General features: G+C 69.0%; 17 protein-coding genes and 1 riboswitch. Of the genes, 9 read left to right on the top strand and 8 right to left on the bottom strand.

Translation table 11 applies throughout. From position 1 onward, the window contains the following. Positions 1 to 4 precede the first annotated feature (4 nt). The 6 genes from LGR64_RS01235 to LGR64_RS01210 all read right to left on the bottom strand — a co-directional run bounded on the left by LGR64_RS01235 (position 5) and on the right by LGR64_RS01210 (position 6,855). Complete coding sequence (locus tag LGR64_RS01235; protein WP_230354890.1) at positions 5 to 769, bottom strand: ABC transporter ATP-binding protein; 765 nt, start codon at positions 767 to 769, stop codon at positions 5 to 7. Continuing rightward, entirely contained in the window at positions 766 to 1,788 is a 1,023-nt protein-coding gene (locus tag LGR64_RS01230; RefSeq protein ID WP_012207547.1) for a FecCD family ABC transporter permease, read from the bottom strand. Before LGR64_RS01230 ends, LGR64_RS01235 begins: the two co-directional genes overlap by 4 nt. Then, positions 1,785 to 2,726 (bottom strand): ABC transporter substrate-binding protein, encoded by a 942-nt coding sequence (locus tag LGR64_RS01225; protein ID WP_230354889.1) that lies wholly within the window; start codon positions 2,724 to 2,726, stop codon positions 1,785 to 1,787. The genes LGR64_RS01230 and LGR64_RS01225 overlap by 4 nt, the downstream gene beginning before the upstream one ends. Before the next feature lie 10 nt (positions 2,727 to 2,736). Further along, positions 2,737 to 4,977 carry a TonB-dependent receptor gene (locus LGR64_RS01220; protein ID WP_230354888.1) on the bottom strand — a complete coding sequence of 747 codons (2,241 nt, stop codon included), beginning with the start codon at positions 4,975 to 4,977 and terminating at the stop codon, positions 2,737 to 2,739. Between the two features lie 128 nt (positions 4,978 to 5,105). Next, positions 5,106 to 5,386: riboswitch (cobalamin riboswitch) on the bottom strand. A gap of 38 nt (positions 5,387 to 5,424) precedes the next feature. After that, complete coding sequence (locus LGR64_RS01215; RefSeq protein ID WP_230354887.1) at positions 5,425 to 6,306, bottom strand: CHAD domain-containing protein; 882 nt, start codon at positions 6,304 to 6,306, stop codon at positions 5,425 to 5,427. Between the two features lie 57 nt (positions 6,307 to 6,363). Further along, a complete protein-coding gene (locus tag LGR64_RS01210; RefSeq protein ID WP_230354886.1) occupies positions 6,364 to 6,855 on the bottom strand; it encodes a YbaK/prolyl-tRNA synthetase associated domain-containing protein in 492 nt (163 codons plus the stop codon). Between the two features lie 66 nt (positions 6,856 to 6,921). Here LGR64_RS01210 and LGR64_RS01205 point away from each other — a divergent pair, with 66 nt between their 5' ends. Then, complete coding sequence (locus LGR64_RS01205; protein WP_013800599.1) at positions 6,922 to 7,563, top strand: helix-turn-helix transcriptional regulator; 642 nt, start codon at positions 6,922 to 6,924, stop codon at positions 7,561 to 7,563. A 44-nt stretch (positions 7,564 to 7,607) separates the two neighbouring features. Next, a complete protein-coding gene (locus tag LGR64_RS01200) occupies positions 7,608 to 8,570 on the top strand; it encodes a threo-3-hydroxy-L-aspartate ammonia-lyase (protein ID WP_230354885.1) in 963 nt (320 codons plus the stop codon). Between the two features lie 37 nt (positions 8,571 to 8,607). Here the strand turns inward: LGR64_RS01200 and LGR64_RS01195 are convergent, their stop codons facing one another. After that, positions 8,608 to 9,342 carry an NUDIX hydrolase gene (locus LGR64_RS01195; RefSeq protein WP_012207554.1) on the bottom strand — a complete coding sequence of 245 codons (735 nt, stop codon included), beginning with the start codon at positions 9,340 to 9,342 and terminating at the stop codon, positions 8,608 to 8,610. 87 nt (positions 9,343 to 9,429) lie between these two features. Here LGR64_RS01195 and LGR64_RS01190 point away from each other — a divergent pair, with 87 nt between their 5' ends. From LGR64_RS01190 to LGR64_RS01165, 6 genes are all read left to right on the top strand, one after another. Next, a complete protein-coding gene (locus LGR64_RS01190) occupies positions 9,430 to 10,503 on the top strand; it encodes an SPFH domain-containing protein (RefSeq protein ID WP_034397141.1) in 1,074 nt (357 codons plus the stop codon). After that, a complete protein-coding gene (locus tag LGR64_RS01185; RefSeq protein ID WP_230354884.1) occupies positions 10,490 to 11,422 on the top strand; it encodes a sugar kinase in 933 nt (310 codons plus the stop codon). Before LGR64_RS01190 ends, LGR64_RS01185 begins: the two co-directional genes overlap by 14 nt. A gap of 17 nt (positions 11,423 to 11,439) precedes the next feature. Continuing rightward, a complete protein-coding gene (locus LGR64_RS01180; protein WP_230354883.1) occupies positions 11,440 to 12,123 on the top strand; it encodes a DUF4291 domain-containing protein in 684 nt (227 codons plus the stop codon). Continuing rightward, a complete protein-coding gene (locus LGR64_RS01175; RefSeq protein ID WP_230354882.1) occupies positions 12,120 to 12,701 on the top strand; it encodes an NADAR family protein in 582 nt (193 codons plus the stop codon). Before LGR64_RS01180 ends, LGR64_RS01175 begins: the two co-directional genes overlap by 4 nt. After that, positions 12,698 to 13,666 carry an ADP-ribosylglycohydrolase family protein gene (locus LGR64_RS01170; protein ID WP_230354881.1) on the top strand — a complete coding sequence of 323 codons (969 nt, stop codon included), beginning with the start codon at positions 12,698 to 12,700 and terminating at the stop codon, positions 13,664 to 13,666. The genes LGR64_RS01175 and LGR64_RS01170 overlap by 4 nt, the downstream gene beginning before the upstream one ends. Positions 13,667 to 13,902: 236 nt before the next feature. Beyond that, on the top strand, positions 13,903 to 15,093 hold the full coding sequence (locus LGR64_RS01165) for a fimbrial protein (RefSeq protein WP_328511956.1): 1,191 nt from the start codon (positions 13,903 to 13,905) through the stop codon (positions 15,091 to 15,093). Between the two features lie 15 nt (positions 15,094 to 15,108). Here LGR64_RS01165 and LGR64_RS01160 read toward each other — a convergent pair whose 3' ends face one another. After that, complete coding sequence (locus LGR64_RS01160; protein WP_230354880.1) at positions 15,109 to 15,522, bottom strand: lysozyme inhibitor LprI family protein; 414 nt, start codon at positions 15,520 to 15,522, stop codon at positions 15,109 to 15,111. 224 nt (positions 15,523 to 15,746) lie between these two features. On the opposite strand from LGR64_RS01160, the gene LGR64_RS01155 reads away from it, so the two are divergent. Further along, positions 15,747 to 16,607, top strand: coding sequence for a transporter substrate-binding domain-containing protein (locus tag LGR64_RS01155; RefSeq protein ID WP_230354879.1), 861 nt, complete (start codon positions 15,747 to 15,749; stop codon positions 16,605 to 16,607). Positions 16,608 to 16,705 lie beyond the last annotated feature (98 nt).

The raw sequence follows: 16,705 nt of genomic DNA, 5'->3' as shown, positions 1-16,705 counted from the left end.
GGGGTCAGTTCTCCTGTTTCAGCCGCGCGCGCAGCAAGGTTTGCGGAGGTGCGTCGATGCGCTCGAAATCCACGCCGAACACGGCATCCAGCCCCGGCGCATGCAGCAGCTCGGCAGGGGCTCCATCGAGCGCAATGCGCCCCTGGTCCAGCACGATGACGCGCCCGAAGTGCGCCAGCGCCAGGTCCAGGTCATGCATGACCACCAGCACCAGCCGCTCGCGCCCACGCTGCGCCAGCGCCTGCACCAGGGCCAGGCGGTGGCGCACGTCCAGCGCGGCGCCGGGCTCGTCGGCCAGCAGCACGGGCGGGTCGGTGGCCAGCACGGTGGCCAGCAGGGCACGCGCCTGCTCGCCGCCGGACAGCGTGGACCAGCGCCTGCGCGCGAAATCCTGCAGCCCGGCGCCTGCAATGGCCGCCTCGACATCACCCCTGCCCGCCAGCCGCATGTGCATGAGCTCGGCCAGCGTCAGGTCCCAGTGCGGCGCAAAGCGCTGCGGCATATAGCCCACGCGACGCGCTCGCTCGGCCACGGGCAGGGTTGCGATGTCTTGCCCGTCCAGCAGCACGCTGCCGGATGCAGGCGCCTGCAGCCCCGCCAGCAGGGACAGCAGGCTGGACTTGCCCGCGCCATTGGGCCCCACCAGGGCCACGGCGCCGCAGGCGGGCAGCTGCAGCGAGACGGCGTCCAGCACACTGCGGCCACGGTGGCGCAGCGTGAGGGTCCGGGCCTGCAGGCGCGGTGTGACGGAAGGGATGGCACCGTTCATGCGGACCTCAGCCTGCGCGCCAGCAACACGATGAAGAAGGGCCCGCCCGCCACGGCCGTGACCAGGCCCAGCGGGATTTCGGCCGGCGGCAGCACGCTGCGCGCAATGGCATCGGCCAGCGTGACGATGATGGCGCCCGTGAGCGCCGACGCCGGCAGGGCCGCGCGGTGCAGCGGTCCCGCCATCCAGCGCGCGATGTGCGGCGCAGCCAGCCCCACGAAGGCCACCAGCCCGCCATAGGCCACGGCCACGGCCACCACCAGCGAGCCGGCCAGCACGGCCAGCGGCGTGAAGCGCGCCACATCCAGGCCGAAGCCCTGGGCCGCATCGGCACCCAGGCCCAGCAGGTCCAGCCCGCGCGCCAGCGCCATGGCCCCGGCCAGGCAGGCCAGGGAGGCGCCGGCCAGCAGGCCCAGCCCGCTCCAGGACGGCGTCTGTATGCCGCCCAGCACCCAGCTGAGCACCACCTGCAGGCTCACCGTCTCATCGGACAGCGCCAGCATCAGGAACGAGCGCAGCGCGCCCAACACGGCCGCCAGCGCCACGCCGGCCAGCAGCATGCCGGCCGCATCGGTGGCACCGGCCACGCGCGAGACGGCCAGCACCAGCACGGTCGAGCCCCAGGCGCCCGCAAAGGCCAGCACGGGCAGCGTCCATGCCTGGGGCAGGCCGAACAATAGATGCATGGGAACCAGCAAGGCGACAGTCGCCCCCAGCGCCGCGCCGCCCGAGGCGCCCAGCAGATAGGGCTCGGCCAGCGGATTGCGGAACACGCCCTGGAAGATGGCGCCCGACAGGCCCAGCAGCGCGCCCACCAGGGCGGCTGCCAGCACGCGCGGCACGCGCCACTGCAGCAGCAGCCGGCTGCGCAGGCTGTCTTCGCCGCCCAGCGCGGCCAGCAGGTCGGCCGGGCTGGCCCACTGGTGGCCCGCGCAGGCGGCGATCAGCAGGCTGGCCAGCAGCAGCAGGACCGCACCGGCCCAGGGGCGCCACGCAGGTGGATGTGAAAGGGAATTCATGCAGCCTCCCCGGCCCAGGCCGCAGGGTGCAGCCAGCGCGAGAGTTTTTCCACGCCGCCAAAGGTGCGCGGCCCGGGAATCAGGAACTCGGCGCGCGCCACCGTGGTGGCCCGGCCGCCGCGCACGGCACGCAGGTCGCGCCAGCCGCGCTGGCCGATCAGGTCCTGCATGGCCTCCTGCGTGCCTGCGAACAGCAGCACGTCGGGGTCGGCGGCCAGCACGGCCTCGGGCGAGACCTGGGGCACGGTGCCCAGGCCGTCCAGCGCGAACGCGGCGCCCGCGCGCACCATGGCCTCGCCGGTATAGGTGCCCGGCCGGGCCGCCAGCAGCATGCCGTTACCCAGCCGGCCCGTGACCATGAGCGCGCGCGGCCGGGGCTGGCCGGCCACCAGCCGGTCCACGCGCAGCAGCCGCGCTTCCTGCGCCGTGGCCAGCGCCTGGCCGCGCGCCTGCACGCCCGTGGCGCGGGCCACCAGGCGCAGGTTGTCCATCACCTCGGCCAGCGAGCGGCTGAGCAGCACCATCACCGGCACGCCGATGCGCTCCATGGGATCGACCAGCTGGTGCGCTGCCTGGCGCGCGGGCGTGACGATGACCAGGTCCGGCTGGCGCGCCACCACGGCGTCCACCGAGAACCCCAGCCGCCCGCCCACCTTGGGAATGCGCTCCACGCCCGGTGGAAAGCGCGTGAAATCCTCCACGCCCACCACGCGGTCCAGCAGGCCCAGCGCGGCCACCAGCTCGGTATTGGAGGCAAAGATGGAGACGATGCGCTGCGGCGGCGCGGCAATCTCCACGCGCCGGCCCAGCGCATCCTGCAGCACCACCGGACCGCCTGCAGCGACGGTGTCGGCCCAGGCCGCGGGCAGGCCGCAGGCCAGGGCCGCCGCCGCGCCCTGGCGCAGCAACTGGCGGCGCGTGGTGCTGGATTGCCTCATGCCGTGGTCCTCAAAACTCTGCCTGGAGGCCGACCATGAGTTCGCGGCCCGCCATCGACGTTCCGCAGCCGCCGTTCTGGTACGCCGGGTTGGCGATGCAGGGCGCGCGGTCCAGTGCGATGAAGATGGGATGGCGGTTCAGGTCGAACAGGTTGTTGACGGCTGCGAACAGCTTGACGCCCGGCGACACGCGGTAGTCGGCCCGCAGGTTCCAGATGGTGAAGGCGCCCTTGCGGTGGATGAAGGTGCTGCTGGGCTCGCCCTGCGGGATGAGCAGCGCCTCTTCCGTGTCGTACCACATGGGACCGCGCAGCAGCGTGGACAGCTGCAGGCTCCAGTCGCCCTGCAGGCGCCCGCTGCCCTGGCCGTAGCGCACGCCGGCCGAGGCCTCGTAGCGGTACATGCGCTGCACCTTGTCGGTATTGGCCGACGCTGGCGATCCCTTGTCCCGCATGCTGAAGTGGTAGTAGCCGCCAGCCCAGGCCTTGAGCTGGTGGCCCGTCAGGTTCAGCGCCCGCGCCAGGTCCATGTCGGCCTGCATTTCCAGGCCGCGCGCCACGATGTCGGCCGCGTTGTTGGCGTAGTCCGAGGTGTTGGTCGTGGCCCCGCGCGAGACGGTGATGATGCGGTCGCTGATGGTGTTCTGGAACAGGGCCGCATCCACGCGCCAGCCGGGCTGCTGCAGCGCAGCGCCGACCTCGATCTGGCGGCTGGTCTCGGGCTTGAGGTTGGGGTTGCCGAAGGTGCGGCCACCGCCGACGGCCGTGAAGTCCGAGGCCAGCTCCGTGGCCGTGGGCGCGCGGAACCCCGTGGAGGCCGCAGCGCGCAGCGTGAGCCGGTCCGTGGCCTTCCAGGTGGCGCCGGCCGACCAGGTGTGGTTGTCGTAGTCGCGCGTGCTGGCCTGGGCCAGGGCCAGGTTGGGCGTATCGTCGAAACGCGTCGTGCCCCAGGTCTTGCGCAGGCCGGCACGCAGCGTGAGGCGATCGTCGAACAGGGTCTGCGCGTCCTCGAAGTACAGCGCGTGCACCTGCTCGGTCTGGTTGTTGTCATAGGGCGCGACTTGGCCCGCCGGGCCGCCCGGCATGGCCACGCGCAGGCGGTCGGAGCGCAGCTTGCTGCGCTCCCAGTCAAAGCCCATCAGCAGGTCATTGGTCTGGCTGACACGCAGGCGCGGCTGAAAGCGCAGGCCCGTGGCGTCCAGCTGGCGGTGGTTGTAGTCGCGCGCCGTGCCGGGCACCGCGCTGTTGCCCGAGCGGATCACGGGCGATGCCCAGTTGAACTCATCGGTATCGACCAGGCTGTAGAGGTGGGTCGTCCAGCTCAGGCGCTGGCCGGGCAGCGCGCCTTCGTAGGTCAGGTCCAGCGAGCGATTGCTGCGGTTGTCGCGGCTGTAGATGTTGGCGCCCGATCCGCGAAAGCCCGCGTTGTAGATGCCGTCCGTGCGCAGTTGCAGCTCCACGCGGTGCAGCTCGTGCAGCTGCCAGCCCAGGGCGCCGCTGGCGCCGCGCCGCTTCCAGCCCGTGTTCTCCAGGCGCGTGCCGCCGTCGCCCGACTCGTAGTCGCCGCGCCCGCCTGCGCTCACGCCGAAGTACCAGTCGAAGCGGTCATTGGCGCCGGCCGTCTGCGCATCGGTGCGCCACAGGTCCCATGAACCGGCCTGGACCTGGGCACGCGTGCCGGGCGCCGTCGCCCCGGTTTTCATGATGATGTTGACCACCCCGCCCATGGCCTGGCTGCCATAGATCACCGAGGACGGGCCGCGCACGATCTCGATGCGCTCCACATCCGAAGGGCTGAGCTTGGACAGGTTGGCCGTGCCCGCGCGCCGGCCGTTGACCAGCACCAGCACCTGGCTGCGGAAGTCGCGCCCCTGGCCGTCGGTGGAGGCGCCGCGCAGGTTCATCGAGGTCTGGGCCGCCGTCCATTCGCTGAGAAAGCCCACGGCGTTCTCGGCCAGCAGGTCGGTGACCGAGCGCGCGCTGGAGCGCTCTATGGCCTCGCGGTCGATGGTCTGCGTGGTGCCCGCGATGCGGCTGCGCGCCTCGGGCCGCGCGGTGGCGGTCACGAAGACGGCGTCCAGCGCATCGTCGGCGGAGTCCGTGGATCGGCCCGAAGCCGGCTCCTGCGCGGCGCCGGCCGCTGCAGCGCAGCTGGCCAGCAGGACGGCAGCCGCTGCGGGCCGCAGGCTGGAGACAAGAGGGAGAACAGAGAGAAGGCCGGAGGAATCGGCGGCCGAAGAAGCGAAGCGCATGCGTTGACCCAACTGCCCCACTCACCCGCGGGGCCTATCGTCTGAACCACGCCGCACAGCGCGCACGCCGGAGCCGGCCACGGCAGCGCAGGCTGGGGCCGGACCGGACAGGCGCACTCCCGCGGCGTCCGAAAGCAATGCAGAAGGCCGGTATCCGGGCTTGCGGAACGCTGCGGCGCGCAGGGTGGGCGCGCTGCGGCAGGCATCCCCGCCTTCCCATGCCCGAGAAGGACACAGTGGCTTGCGGCACGTGGTTTGGGGCGCGTCCGCGTGGGGAGTTGTATTCCGCTGACCGTTGCGGGGGCAGCGCAGGCATTGCGAGCGGCCACCTCGATGGCATCGCGCACCTGCTTCCCGTTGAACCCCTGGCCGGTGAACGGCATGGGGCACCTTCAGCAACAGCGCACCGCCACGGCCCAGAGGCTGCGGCGGTGCGCCAGCGGCGGATTATCGCCCAGCCCAGAAGCCCGGCACCCGGGCCAGCGCCCGCAGCGCGCGGCGGCTGCTGCGCGCGCTCGTGGCCAGGCGGGCCTGCAGGTAGCCGGCGGCGAACCAGGCGCGCGGGTCGCGCGCGGCCTCGGCATGGAAATGCTCGGCCGCCACGGCCATGTCGTTGTGCAGGCCCAGCGCGTCCTGGGCGGGCACCAGCGCCTCGGCAAAGCGCCGGCCCTTTTTGCCGGGCCACATTCCGGGCGCGAATTCCCGCGCAAAGTCCGCCAGGTAGCGCAGGCGCTTGAGCCGCTTGCGCACACGGTGCTGCTGCGGCAGGGGCAGGCGGTCGAAGTGCCGGCCATCCCGCAGCACCTGGCGGTGCAGGCGCGCCAGCCGCCGTGCCAGGTACTTGCGCGTGCCTGCGGCGGACAGGTGGGCAAAACGGGCCGATGGCTCTCCCTGCGGCGCCTGCGCCAGCGCCTGGATCTCGGCCAGCGCGTGCAGGAATGGCGGCTCGCGCACGGCAGCGGCTGCATCCGCCTGCACGGCCTGCGGCGCCTGCCAGTCGCACAGGGGCGCATGGGCTGCCTGCAGCAGCGGGCGCACCACATCGGCCAGCGTATCGGCATCGCGCAGCGTGCCCAGCTGCGCAAAGGCCTGGGCCAGGGGGTCATCCCATTCGGCGCGCATGCCGGGCGCCAGCCCCGCGCATTCGCGCAGCACGGTGCGCAGGCGCCGCAGGGCCACGCGCAGCTGGTGGATGGTCTCGGCATCGCTGCCACCGCCCTCCAAAACCGCCAGATGCGACTGCACCTGGGCCAGGGCAGCAGCCAGCGCCGCACGCACAAAGCCGGCCGCATCGGGCCGGTCAGGGTGCTGCTTCGCAGAGGTGGACATGGTCAGGAGAGGGTGTGCGGGCGTTGCTGCGATTGTGGGCACCGCCCGGCCCCCGGGTCAATCGGCGCCATCCCCGCTCAGGCTGTGCAGCGCGGGCCGGGCAATGCGCACATAGTCGGCCGAGTCCAGCACGATGGAGCGGTCCAGCCGGCCCGCGTTGAAGGCGATCTCGCCAAAGCGCTCGACCAGGGCCGGGTCCACCACCAGGCGCACCTGCGGGTTGAAGGAGAACGGGGGCACCGATCCCATCACGCAGCCCGTGGCGGCCTGGGCCTCCTCGGGCGAGGCCAGCGTGGCCTTGCGCACGCCCACGGCCTGGGCCAGGCGCTTGAAGTCCAGCTTGCGGTTGCCGGGCAGCACGGCCAGGAACAGCTGGGGATCGCCCGCACCGGCCGCATCGCGGCTCTTGCAGAGCATGGCCTTGGCGCCCTGGCCGGGGGCGGTGCCCCGGATTTCGGCGACTAAATCGGAGCGGCCTTCGGCCGGATGTTCCAGCACGCGAAAACGCGCGCCCTGGGATTGCAGCAGGTCTACAAGGGTGTCGAACATGGTGGAAAGCGCAGAGAAGTCGTCTGGATTTTGACATTTTGTCCAATTCAAAACAAAATGTCCAATATGACCCAACGAACCCCTGAACAGCGCCAGCTTCTGGACCAGTTGGCCCAGATCGCCGAAGGCCTGGGCCAGACCTTTGCCCCGTTCTGCGAGGTGGTGGTGCATGACCTGCTCGACCCGTCCCATGCGGTGCTGGCCATCCACAACAACCTGTCGGGCCGCGAAGTGGGCCAGGGCGCGACGGAGCTGGGCCTGGCCCGCATCCTCGACCCCGGCTACGAGCAGGTCATCGCCAACTACCCCAACCAGTTCGCCGATGGCCGCCAGGCCAAGAGCACGTCCATCGGCATCCGCGACTCCGAGGGCCGCTACATCGCCGCGCTGTGCATGAATGTGGACCTGACGATGTTCCAGGGCTTCCAGGGCATGCTCAACCGCTTTGCCGCCGTCAGCGGCGACACCCCCGCGCGCGAAATGCTGGACCCCACGGGCGCCGGCGCAGGCGCCGACACGGTGCGTGCCCGCATCGACCAGTTCGCGGCCCGCCTGGCGACCACGCCGCGCGCCCTCAAGCCCGAGGAGCGCCGCGCCCTGGTCCGCGAGCTCAAGGGCGCCGGCCTGCTCGATGTGCGCCGCTCCATGGAGACCATTGCCGCCCACCTGGGCGTGTCGCGCGCCACGGTCTACAGCTACGCCAAATAGCTCCCGGCACCCCGCCGATCAGCAACCCCTTCTCTCCCGTACCGATGACAAGCCTTCCCACCTATGACGACGTGGCCGCAGCGGCCCAACGCATCCAGGGCCATGCCCACCGCACGCCCGTGCTTACCTCGCGCACGCTGGACGATGCGCTGGGCGCCCGCGTCTTTCTCAAGTGCGAGAACCTGCAGCGCATGGGCGCCTTCAAGTTCCGCGGCGCCTTCAACGCCCTGTCTCGCTTCAGCCCGGCGCAGCGCAAGGCCGGCGTGGTGGCCTTTTCCTCGGGCAACCACGCCCAGGCCATCGCCCTGGCAGCGCGGCTGCTGGAGATCCCCGCCACCATCGTCATGCCGCATGACGCGCCCGCCGCCAAGGTGGCGGCCACCAAGGGCTATGGCGGCCAGGTGGTGGTCTACGACCGCTATACCGAAGACCGCGAGCAGATCGGCCGCGACCTGGCCGAGCGCCACGGCCTGACCCTGATCCCGCCCTACGACCATGCCGACGTGCTGGCCGGCCAGGGCACGGCCGCCAAGGAACTGTTCGAGGAAACCGGCCCGCTGGACGCCCTCTTCGTGCCGCTGGGCGGCGGCGGCCTGCTGTCGGGCACCGCCCTGTCCACGCGTGCGCTCAGCCCCGAGTGCGCGCTCTACGGCGTGGAGCCCGAGGCCGGCAACGACGGCCAGCAGTCGCTGCGCGCAGGCCGCATCGTCCACATAGACACCCCCAAGACCATTGCCGACGGCGCCCAGACCCAGCACCTGGGCGGCATCACCTTCCCCATCATCCAGCGCGACGTGACCGACATCCTCACCGCCAGCGATGCCGAGCTGGTCGATGCCATGGGCTTCCTGGCCACGCGCATGAAGCTCGTGGTCGAGCCCACCGGCTGCCTGGGCCTTGCCGCCGCGCGCCAGAAAGGCGAAGAACTGCGCGGCCGGCGCGTGGGCATCATCCTCAGCGGCGGCAACGTGGACATGCAGCGCTTTTGCAGCCTGCTGGGCGCCTGATCCTGATCCTGATCCTGGTCCTGATCGAAGGCCGCCCTCACCCGCGCGGGCTGAAGGTGCGCGGAAACACCACGGGCGCGCTGCGGTCGGCCAGGCGGTAGCCCATGGCGGGGCGGCGTGACGTGCCCTCCACCTGGCCGGCCTCCACCAGAAAGCCGGCCGCCATCATGCGCGTGCGAAAACCGCTCTTGTCCACGGGGCGGCCCAGCACCACCTCGTAGGCCTGCTGCAGCTGCGGCAGCGTGAAGGGCTCGGGCAGCAGGAACGCCGGCAGCGAGGTGTACTCCACCTTGCCCCGCAGCCGCTCCACCGCTGCGCGCAGGATCTCGCCGTGGTCGAAGGCCAGCGCAGGCTCGCGCAGCAGTTCATCGACGGCAAACCACGACACATCGGCCGCATTCGCGCCCTTGGCCAGGATCAGGTCATGGCCCGGGATCAGCGCGAAATACACATGCGTGGCCGACCAGCCACGCGGGTCGCGCGCCGCGCCGCCCCAGCTTCCCAGCTGCTCCAGGTAGGGGCTGTCCACGCCCGTCTTGTCCAGCAGCTTGCGCCGCGCGCAGGCCAGCAGGTCTGCGTCCTGGCGCACATCCACAAAGCCGCCGGGCAGCGCCCACAGTCCCGGAAAGGGCTCGCTGCCCGCCGTGGGGCGCTGCACCAGCAGCACCTGCAGGGCATCGTCGGCCACCGTGAAGATGACCACGTCCACCGTGGTGAACGGGCGCGGGAAGTCCAGCGCGCCCTGCGGGGATGGGGAATTTTTTTCAGCCATGGGATGGATTGTGCTTGACGTGCCGGATTTTAAGTTGCACTATGCAACCCATACAAGTTGCACAGAACAACTTAAAGGAGAAGCACCATGTTCGGCATCCGTTTCATCAAGTCCCAACCCACGGTCCACCTCATGCAGTTCCGCGCCGGCAAGGTGGTGCGCGAGGGTGCGGGCCAGTCCTTCTTCTACTACGCGCCCACCACCACCCTGGTCGCGGTGCCCGTGGGCAGCCAGGACTGCCACTTCATGCTGGAGCTGGTGACGGCCGACTTCCAGAGCGTCACCGTGCAGGGCCAGGTCACCTACCGCATCAGCACACCGCGCCAGACCGCCACGCTGATGGACTTCTCCCTGGCGCGCGACGGCCAGAAATACATGTCCGAAGATCCGCAGCGCCTGGGCGACCGCGTGACCATGCAGGCCGAGGTCATCATCCAGCAGGCCGTGCAGGCGCTGGAGCTCAAGCAGGCGCTGCGCTCCTCGGCGCTCATTGCGCGCACGGCCCAGCAGGAGCTGGCCGCCCAGCCCGAGATCGAGGCGCTGGGGCTGGAGATCCTGGGCGTCTCGGTCATGGCCGTCAAACCCACGCCCGACATCGCCCGCGCCCTGGAAGCCGAGGCGCGCGAGTCCAACCTCAAGGCCGCCGACGACGCCGTCTATGCCCGCCGCATGGCTGCCGTGGAAAACGAGCGCGCCATCCGCCAGAACGAGCTCGATACCGACGTGGCCGTGGAAAAGAAAAAGCGCCAGATCCGCGAGGCCCAGCTGGAAGCCAAGGCCGCCCAGATGCGCAAGGAAAACGAGCTGCGCGCCGAACAGATGTCCGCCGACGTGGCGCTGGAGACCAGCCGCCGCGACTTCGTCGAAGGCCAGGCCGCCAACAGCCGCACCCTGGCCGAGGCCGAGGCCTACCGCGTGGGTGCCGTCATGCAGGCCCTGGAAAAGGCCGATCCGCGCATCGTGCAATCGCTGGCCGCCGTGGGCATGCAGCCGGGCCAGCTCATCGCCCAGGCCTTTGGCGGCATTGCCGAGAAGGCCGAGCGCATCGGCCAGCTCAATGTCTCGCCCGAGCTGCTGCAGTCGCTCATGGGCGCCGGTGCAGGCCATGCAGCTGCCGTGGCCGATCCCGAACCCGCAAGGAGCCGCCGTGAACGCCAATGAACGCAAGACCGTGCTGGTGGTGCGGCGCACGCGGCTCGATGAGCTGGTGGCCAAGTACCACACGCTGTCCCAGGCGCGCTTCTACATCGAGCACCTGGGTGCCGACTTCGGCGACTACCTGCGCGAAAGCGCCGCCTACGCCGCCGCCCTGCAGGCCGTGGTGCAGGCGCTGGAGGCACGCGGCCGCTACCAGATCGTGGACCGCGCCCTGGTGCCCAACTTCGTCTTCGGCGCCGACGACATCGTCGTGGCGCTGGGCCAGGACGGCATGGTGGCCAACACCATGAAATACCTGGACGGCCAGCCGCTCATCGGCGTCAACCCCGAGCCCGCGCGCTGGGACGGCCTGCTGCTGCCCTTCGCCCCCGCCGACCTGGCCGCCCTGCTGGGCGACGTGGCCGCCAACCGCCGCCCCACGCGCGCCGTCACGCTGGCCGAGGCGCGCCTGAGCGACGGCCAGGTGCTGCGCGCCGCCAACGACCTGTTCATCGGCCCGCGCAGCCATACCTCGGCCCTGTACGACATCGCGCTGGGCGAGCGGCGCGAATCCCAATCGTCCTCCGGCCTCATCGTCGCCACGGGGCTGGGCTCGTCCGCCTGGATCAAGAGCATCGTCACGGGATCGATGGGCATTGCCCGCGCCGTGCGCGGCGCGTCCACCGACTTCGACTACCAGCCCTTCGCCTGGGATGCGCCACGCCTGGACTTCGCCGTGCGCGAGCCCTTTCCCAGCCGCTCCTCCACGGCCGAGCTGGTCTACGGCCAGGTCACCGCCGGCCAGCCGCTGACCCTGCGCTCGCGCATGCCCGACCATGGCGTCATCTTCTCGGACGGCATGGAAGCCGACTACCTGCAGTTCACGGCGGGCATGCAGGCCACCATCGGCCTGTCGGACCGGCAGGGCTGCCTGGTGGTGTGAAGGACCGACCCTGCAGCATGGCGCAGCACCCTCAGAACACCTACAACAACGACAACGAACAGACCATGAATCTCGCAACAGCACCCTACCTGCAGCAATCTGCCACCTGGCCTTCCGAGGGAGAGCACATCCTCGCCCACTACGACGACTCCACCGTGGTGGTCTACCAGGCCTATCGCCCGGCCATCGGCCTTCATGCACTGGAGCATGGCCGGTTCGGCGGCCCGGACTTCAGCTTCACGCGCATGAGCTGGATCAAGCCCAATTTCCTCTGGATGATGTATCGCTGCGGCTGGGCGACCAAGGCCGGCCAGGAAGTCATCCTCGGCCTGCGCATACGCCGGACTTTCTTCGAGAGCCTGCTGGATGCCGCCGTACCTTCCACCTTCAACCCCCGGCTCTACGCTGGCCTGCCCGAGTGGCAGCAGGCGGTGGCCACCTCCGAGGTGCGCCAGCAATGGGATCCGGACCATGCCCCCAGCGGCGCCAAGCTGCCGTTGCGTGCCATCCAGCTGGGCTTGCGTGGCAAGCTGCTACGCCGTTTCGCCACGGAGGAACTGCTGGAGGTCATCGACATGACATCCTTCGTCACCGAGCAGCGGGCCCATGCCCAGGATGGAAATCCGATGCTCATGACTCCCGTGGAGCGCGTCTACGTGCGGCTCGACAGGAAGAATTGCGCACCTGAGAACTCCGTATGACCACCACAGACCACATCGCCTCCCTGCAAGACCTCCAGCACGCCATGGCCCAGGGTCTCACCCCGCGCTTCCTGCCGTTCTGGGGCCACCAGCCTGCGGCCGATGGCTCCATCGGCAAGACCTGCATGAGCCAGTGGTTCGAGGCGGGCTTCGAGGTCGATGGCCAGCACTACCCCACGGCCGAGCATTTCATGATGGCGGGCAAGGCGCGGCTGTTTGGCGACGAGGCGGCGCACGCGGCCATCGTGCGCTGCCGCACGCCGGGCGAGGCCAAGAAGCTGGGGCGTGGCATCCAGGGCTTTGATGAAGCGGCCTGGGTGGCCGCGCGCATGGGCATCGTGGTGCGCGCCAACCAGGCCAAGTTCTCCCAGAACCCGGCCCTGGCCGGCTATCTGCTGAACACGGGCGACCGGGTTCTGGTGGAGGCCAGCCCCGTGGACGCCATCTGGGGCATTGGCCTGGCCGCCGACGATGTGCGCGCCACCGACCCCGCGCGCTGGCAGGGCCTGAACCTGCTGGGCTTTGCCCTCATGCAGGTGCGCGCGCGGCTGCGCAGCACCGCTCCTGACCGACCATGAGCGGGAGCACAGGCATGGCCATGGACACGCTGGACCGATACCGTGGCGCCCTGCTGGGCCTGGCCTGTGGCGACGCCGTGGGAACGACGCTGGAATTCCAGCCGCGCGGCAGCTTTGCGCCGCTGACCGACATGGTCGGCGGCGGCCCCTTCTCGCTGCCCGCAGGCAAGTGGACCGACGACACCTCCATGGCCCTGTGCCTGGCCGAAAGCCTGCTCCAGCGCGGCGGCTGCGACCCGCAGGACCAGATGACACGCTATGCCAACTGGTACGAATGGGGGTACTGGAGTTCCACCGGCAACTGCTTTGACATCGGCATGGCCACCAGGGCGGCCATCCAGCGCTTCCTGGCCACCGGCGATCCGCTGGCCGGATCGCCCGACCCGGACCAGGCCGGCAACGGCTCCCTGATGCGGCTGGCGCCCGTGTCCATGTTCTTCGGCCCCGACGAGGACCTGGTGCAGCGCATGGCTGAACTCAGCTCACGCACCACCCACGCGGCACCTGAATGCCTGCAGGCCTGCCGCCTGTTCGCCGTGGCGCTGTGCCGGGCGCTGCAGGGACTGCCCCGGTCGCAGGTTCTGGACCTGGGCGGCGTTCTGCAAGACGGCGCCAGCCCGCGCCTGCGGGAGATTGCCCGTGGCGACTATCGCGACAAGCCGGCCGCACAGATTCGCGGCAGCGGCTACGTGGTGGACAGCCTGGAGGCGGCCCTGTGGTGCTTTGCGAGGCATGACAGCTTTGAAGGCGCGGTACTGCAGGCCGCCAACCTGGGCGATGACGCCGACACCACGGCAGCCATCACGGGCCAGTTGGCCGGAGCCCTCCACGGCGCCAGCGGCATTGCGGACCGCTGGCTGGAACGCCTGCACCTGGCCCCTGAGATCACAGCCCTGGCCGATGCGCTCTGGCAAGCCGCCAGAGGTGCCAGTGACGCTTCTCCGACCGCTCCTCTCAGCAACTGAGCGGCCTGGCGCGCTCACGACAGTCGCCGGGTCCGCGAGCGGACTGAACCAGGCTTGTCTGCGCGACCTCCCACGCGCCCGAGCTCCGTGACACTCGGGCCTTGCTCTTTACGAATGGCGTGCATGAGCGGCTTTTGGCTGAGCCACGCTCCATTATCAGAGCAGTCTGATTGCATCACCTCATATCTTCGGCGTAGAGTGCGAAATACTAAAGAGGCCACCCATCGAATGATTCGATGCTTTCATTTCCAGCCCCTCATTATTCACTCAAAAGTTCAATAAAACTATTGCGTGATATTTTCGATAATCATACTTCAGCAATGGACCGAATCAGTATCATGCATTCTTCTTTCATTCCCTTATTTCCCTTGCAAGTACGCCGCCTTGCATTGATCGCCATTCCATTTCTCATCGCCTTTTCAGCGGTAACGATGAACACCAATGCCTTTGCCGGGGGCGTATTCTCCCCCACCAGCTCCAGCATTTCACTGCCCGAGGAAATAACAGTACCCGGAAATTACTCCAACGGATCGACGCTATGGAAGTCTACGGCAACCGTATTTAATCTTAAAGCGGTGCTGAACACGGCATTCGAGTACGATGTTTCCAAAGCTGTTGTAGCCGCCAATGTTCAATCCGGAAACAAGGCGCCCGGATACAATAATATCTACAGCACCAATATTCCCGGCATTGGAATCCGCTGGTGGGCAACATGGCGCGGCCCCAGCGCTCCCAGTGGCAGAACCATGCCCATTACCACCGAATCAGAAAATCATTCGGGCGCGCTGGGTTATTTCTGGAATGTTTCATCCACCCAGGATGTCTGGATCGAGCTGGTGAAAACCGGCAGCGTTTCCGCTGGCACGCTAACGGGCTCCGGGATGAACGTCGAGATGCGATTCCAGTGCCCCAGCTGCATCGCGGGAAACGTCAACCTGTCCGGCCGCACCAGGGTGGTGGTCGGTCCCTCCTGCTCGGTGGCCGCCTCGACCATCTCCGTACCCATGGGCGCTGTGCCCATCCTGCGATTCACGGGCCTCCAATCCACCTCCATCCCCCAGCAGTTCGACATCACGCTGGAATGCAAGGGCGGCGCGCCCGAAAGCGTTCTGCGCCCCCACATCACGCTCACCGATGCCAACGACACCAGCAATCGGAGCACCGTCCTGACCTTGAGCCAGACCGCGCCAGACGGCAAGCCAGTTGCCACCGGAATAGGCATACAGATACTGAAGGATGGCACCGCTCTCGGCTACGGCCCGGACTCCAACGTGCCTGGCAACACCAACCAATGGAGTGCGGGAACCATCGTCCAGGGCGTTGCCCAGTTCAAGATCCCGCTGACTGCCAAATACGTGCAGACCGCTGCGGCAGTCACGACGGGGCAGGCCAACGGCAGGGCCACCTTCACGTTGAACTACCAGTGAGCAGAGTCCCCGCCCTCAGGGCTTCTTGTCCAGCTGCATTTCCCAGGACTTGAGCTGCTTGGCGCGGGCGCGGGCGAAGTCGCTCCAGCAGTTGGCGCGCGCATCGTCCTTGGCAAAGCTGGCCGAGTTGAACTCGGAAAGAAACTCGCAAGCACTGCGCGCGTACTGCACCCAGTTTCTCTGCGCCACTTCCAGCTCTTCCGACGCCTGGGGCATGCGGGCCTTGAGCTTGAGCGACAGCGAGACGTAGGCGGCATTGACCAGGGCCACGTTCTGCTCCTGCAGGCAGGCGCGCACCTCGGACATGTTGGTGGAGCTTTCCTCGCAATTGCCCGAGCTGGTGGGATTGGCGGCCCAGGCCACGGAGCTGGCACACAGCAGGGCGGCGCAGGCGAGAGGGGCGAGTAGGGACGCTAGGGCTTGGTGCATGGAAGAGGGCTCGCTGGGAGGTGCCGGTGGGCGCAGCACCCCGGCCGTCGCGATTACACCATCGACCCGCCCTGCTTCGGGCCCACATTCCCCTGGTGATCACCCTGATGCAGCGACGCAAAGCGCATAAACATGCTCCCAAAGCTTTGTTGCCGTGGGTCAAGGGCGGCCAGAAGATGCAGGCGTACGCATCTTTCGTTCGTCCCGACCGCCCCGCTCCCGCCATGCACACAAGCCCCACCCTGCGCCGCCAGCCCCGCGCCACCCTTCCCGCATCCCTGACCTTCATCGCCGCCGCGCTGGCCCTGGCCTGCACCCAGGCCCGGGCCGATGCCACGCTGGACAAGATCAAGCAGCGCGGCAAGGTCACCATTGGCGTGCTGGTCAATGGCGGGCCCTTCGGCTCCATCGACCCGTCCACCCAGCAGTTGGTGGGCTGGAACCCCGAGCTGGCACGCGCCCTGGCCAAGGGCCTGGGCGTGGAGGCCGAGCTGGTCCAGGTGCAGACCGCCACGCGCGTGCAGTTCCTGCAGGCCGGCAAGGTGGATCTGCTGATCGCCTCCATGGAGCTGAACCCCGACCGTGCCGAGACTCTGGGCTACGCGCCCACGCCCTTCTACCGCGTGGGCGGCATTGCCGCCGTGCGCAAGGGCAGCGGCATCGCCAAGTGGGAAGACCTGCGCGGCAAGCCCGTGTGCGTGTCCCAGGGCAGCAGTTTTGCCAAGCCGCTGGCCAGCGAATACGGCGCCCAGGTGCATGGCTACAAGAGCTCGTCGGACTCGCTGCTGGCGCTCAAGGGCGGCAACTGCGTGGCAGCCGTGCATGACAGCACGCTGATCTACCCGCTGCTGCGCAGCAACCCCGAATGGGCGCAGTACTCGGCCCCCATCGCCAGCGAGGTGCTGCCCGCGCCTTCCGTGGTCTGGACCCGCAAGGGCGAGGCCGACACCATCGCCGCCGTGGACAAGGTGGTGCAGGACTGGCACCGCACGGGCTGGCTGATCGCCGCCGAAAAGCGCGTGGGCATAGAGCCGGCCAACCCGCTGCTGCCCGAGCTGCAGGCCAAGTTCAAGTCCGCCAGCTGACCGCCGACCGCCACGGCGGTCCACCCCTACTTTTTTTCCGACCACCCAGGCCCAGGCCCCGCAAGACGGGGCCGGGCCTTCCGTTCCCTGATGGATTC

Origin of the sequence: Delftia sp. Lp-1 (assembly GCF_020523835.1) — a bacterium.
Classification (GTDB): Bacteria; Pseudomonadota; Gammaproteobacteria; order Burkholderiales; family Burkholderiaceae_C; genus Comamonas; species Comamonas acidovorans.
The sequence above is the reverse complement of the archived record's forward strand: the minus strand, read 5'-3'. Positions and strand labels throughout refer to the sequence as shown.

What these genes read in the sequence shown, in the direction of transcription:
- LGR64_RS01235 (WP_230354890.1), bottom strand. Translation starts at nt 769, where the DNA reads ATGAACGGTGCCATCCCTTCCGTCACACCGCGCCTGCAGGCCCGGACC.
- LGR64_RS01230 (WP_012207547.1), bottom strand. Translation starts at nt 1,788, where the DNA reads ATGAATTCCCTTTCACATCCACCTGCGTGGCGCCCCTGGGCCGGTGCG.
- LGR64_RS01225 (WP_230354889.1), bottom strand. Translation starts at nt 2,726, where the DNA reads ATGAGGCAATCCAGCACCACGCGCCGCCAGTTGCTGCGCCAGGGCGCG.
- LGR64_RS01220 (WP_230354888.1), bottom strand. Translation starts at nt 4,977, where the DNA reads ATGCGCTTCGCTTCTTCGGCCGCCGATTCCTCCGGCCTTCTCTCTGTT.
- LGR64_RS01215 (WP_230354887.1), bottom strand. Translation starts at nt 6,306, where the DNA reads ATGTCCACCTCTGCGAAGCAGCACCCTGACCGGCCCGATGCGGCCGGC.
- LGR64_RS01210 (WP_230354886.1), bottom strand. Translation starts at nt 6,855, where the DNA reads ATGTTCGACACCCTTGTAGACCTGCTGCAATCCCAGGGCGCGCGTTTT.
- LGR64_RS01205 (WP_013800599.1), top strand. Translation starts at nt 6,922, where the DNA reads ATGACCCAACGAACCCCTGAACAGCGCCAGCTTCTGGACCAGTTGGCC.
- LGR64_RS01200 (WP_230354885.1), top strand. Translation starts at nt 7,608, where the DNA reads ATGACAAGCCTTCCCACCTATGACGACGTGGCCGCAGCGGCCCAACGC.
- LGR64_RS01195 (WP_012207554.1), bottom strand. Translation starts at nt 9,342, where the DNA reads ATGGCTGAAAAAAATTCCCCATCCCCGCAGGGCGCGCTGGACTTCCCG.
- LGR64_RS01190 (WP_034397141.1), top strand. Translation starts at nt 9,430, where the DNA reads ATGTTCGGCATCCGTTTCATCAAGTCCCAACCCACGGTCCACCTCATG.
- LGR64_RS01180 (WP_230354883.1), top strand. Translation starts at nt 11,440, where the DNA reads ATGGCGCAGCACCCTCAGAACACCTACAACAACGACAACGAACAGACC.
- LGR64_RS01175 (WP_230354882.1), top strand. Translation starts at nt 12,120, where the DNA reads ATGACCACCACAGACCACATCGCCTCCCTGCAAGACCTCCAGCACGCC.
- LGR64_RS01170 (WP_230354881.1), top strand. Translation starts at nt 12,698, where the DNA reads ATGAGCGGGAGCACAGGCATGGCCATGGACACGCTGGACCGATACCGT.
- LGR64_RS01165 (WP_328511956.1), top strand. Translation starts at nt 13,903, where the DNA reads ATGCTTTCATTTCCAGCCCCTCATTATTCACTCAAAAGTTCAATAAAA.
- LGR64_RS01160 (WP_230354880.1), bottom strand. Translation starts at nt 15,522, where the DNA reads ATGCACCAAGCCCTAGCGTCCCTACTCGCCCCTCTCGCCTGCGCCGCC.
- LGR64_RS01155 (WP_230354879.1), top strand. Translation starts at nt 15,747, where the DNA reads ATGCACACAAGCCCCACCCTGCGCCGCCAGCCCCGCGCCACCCTTCCC.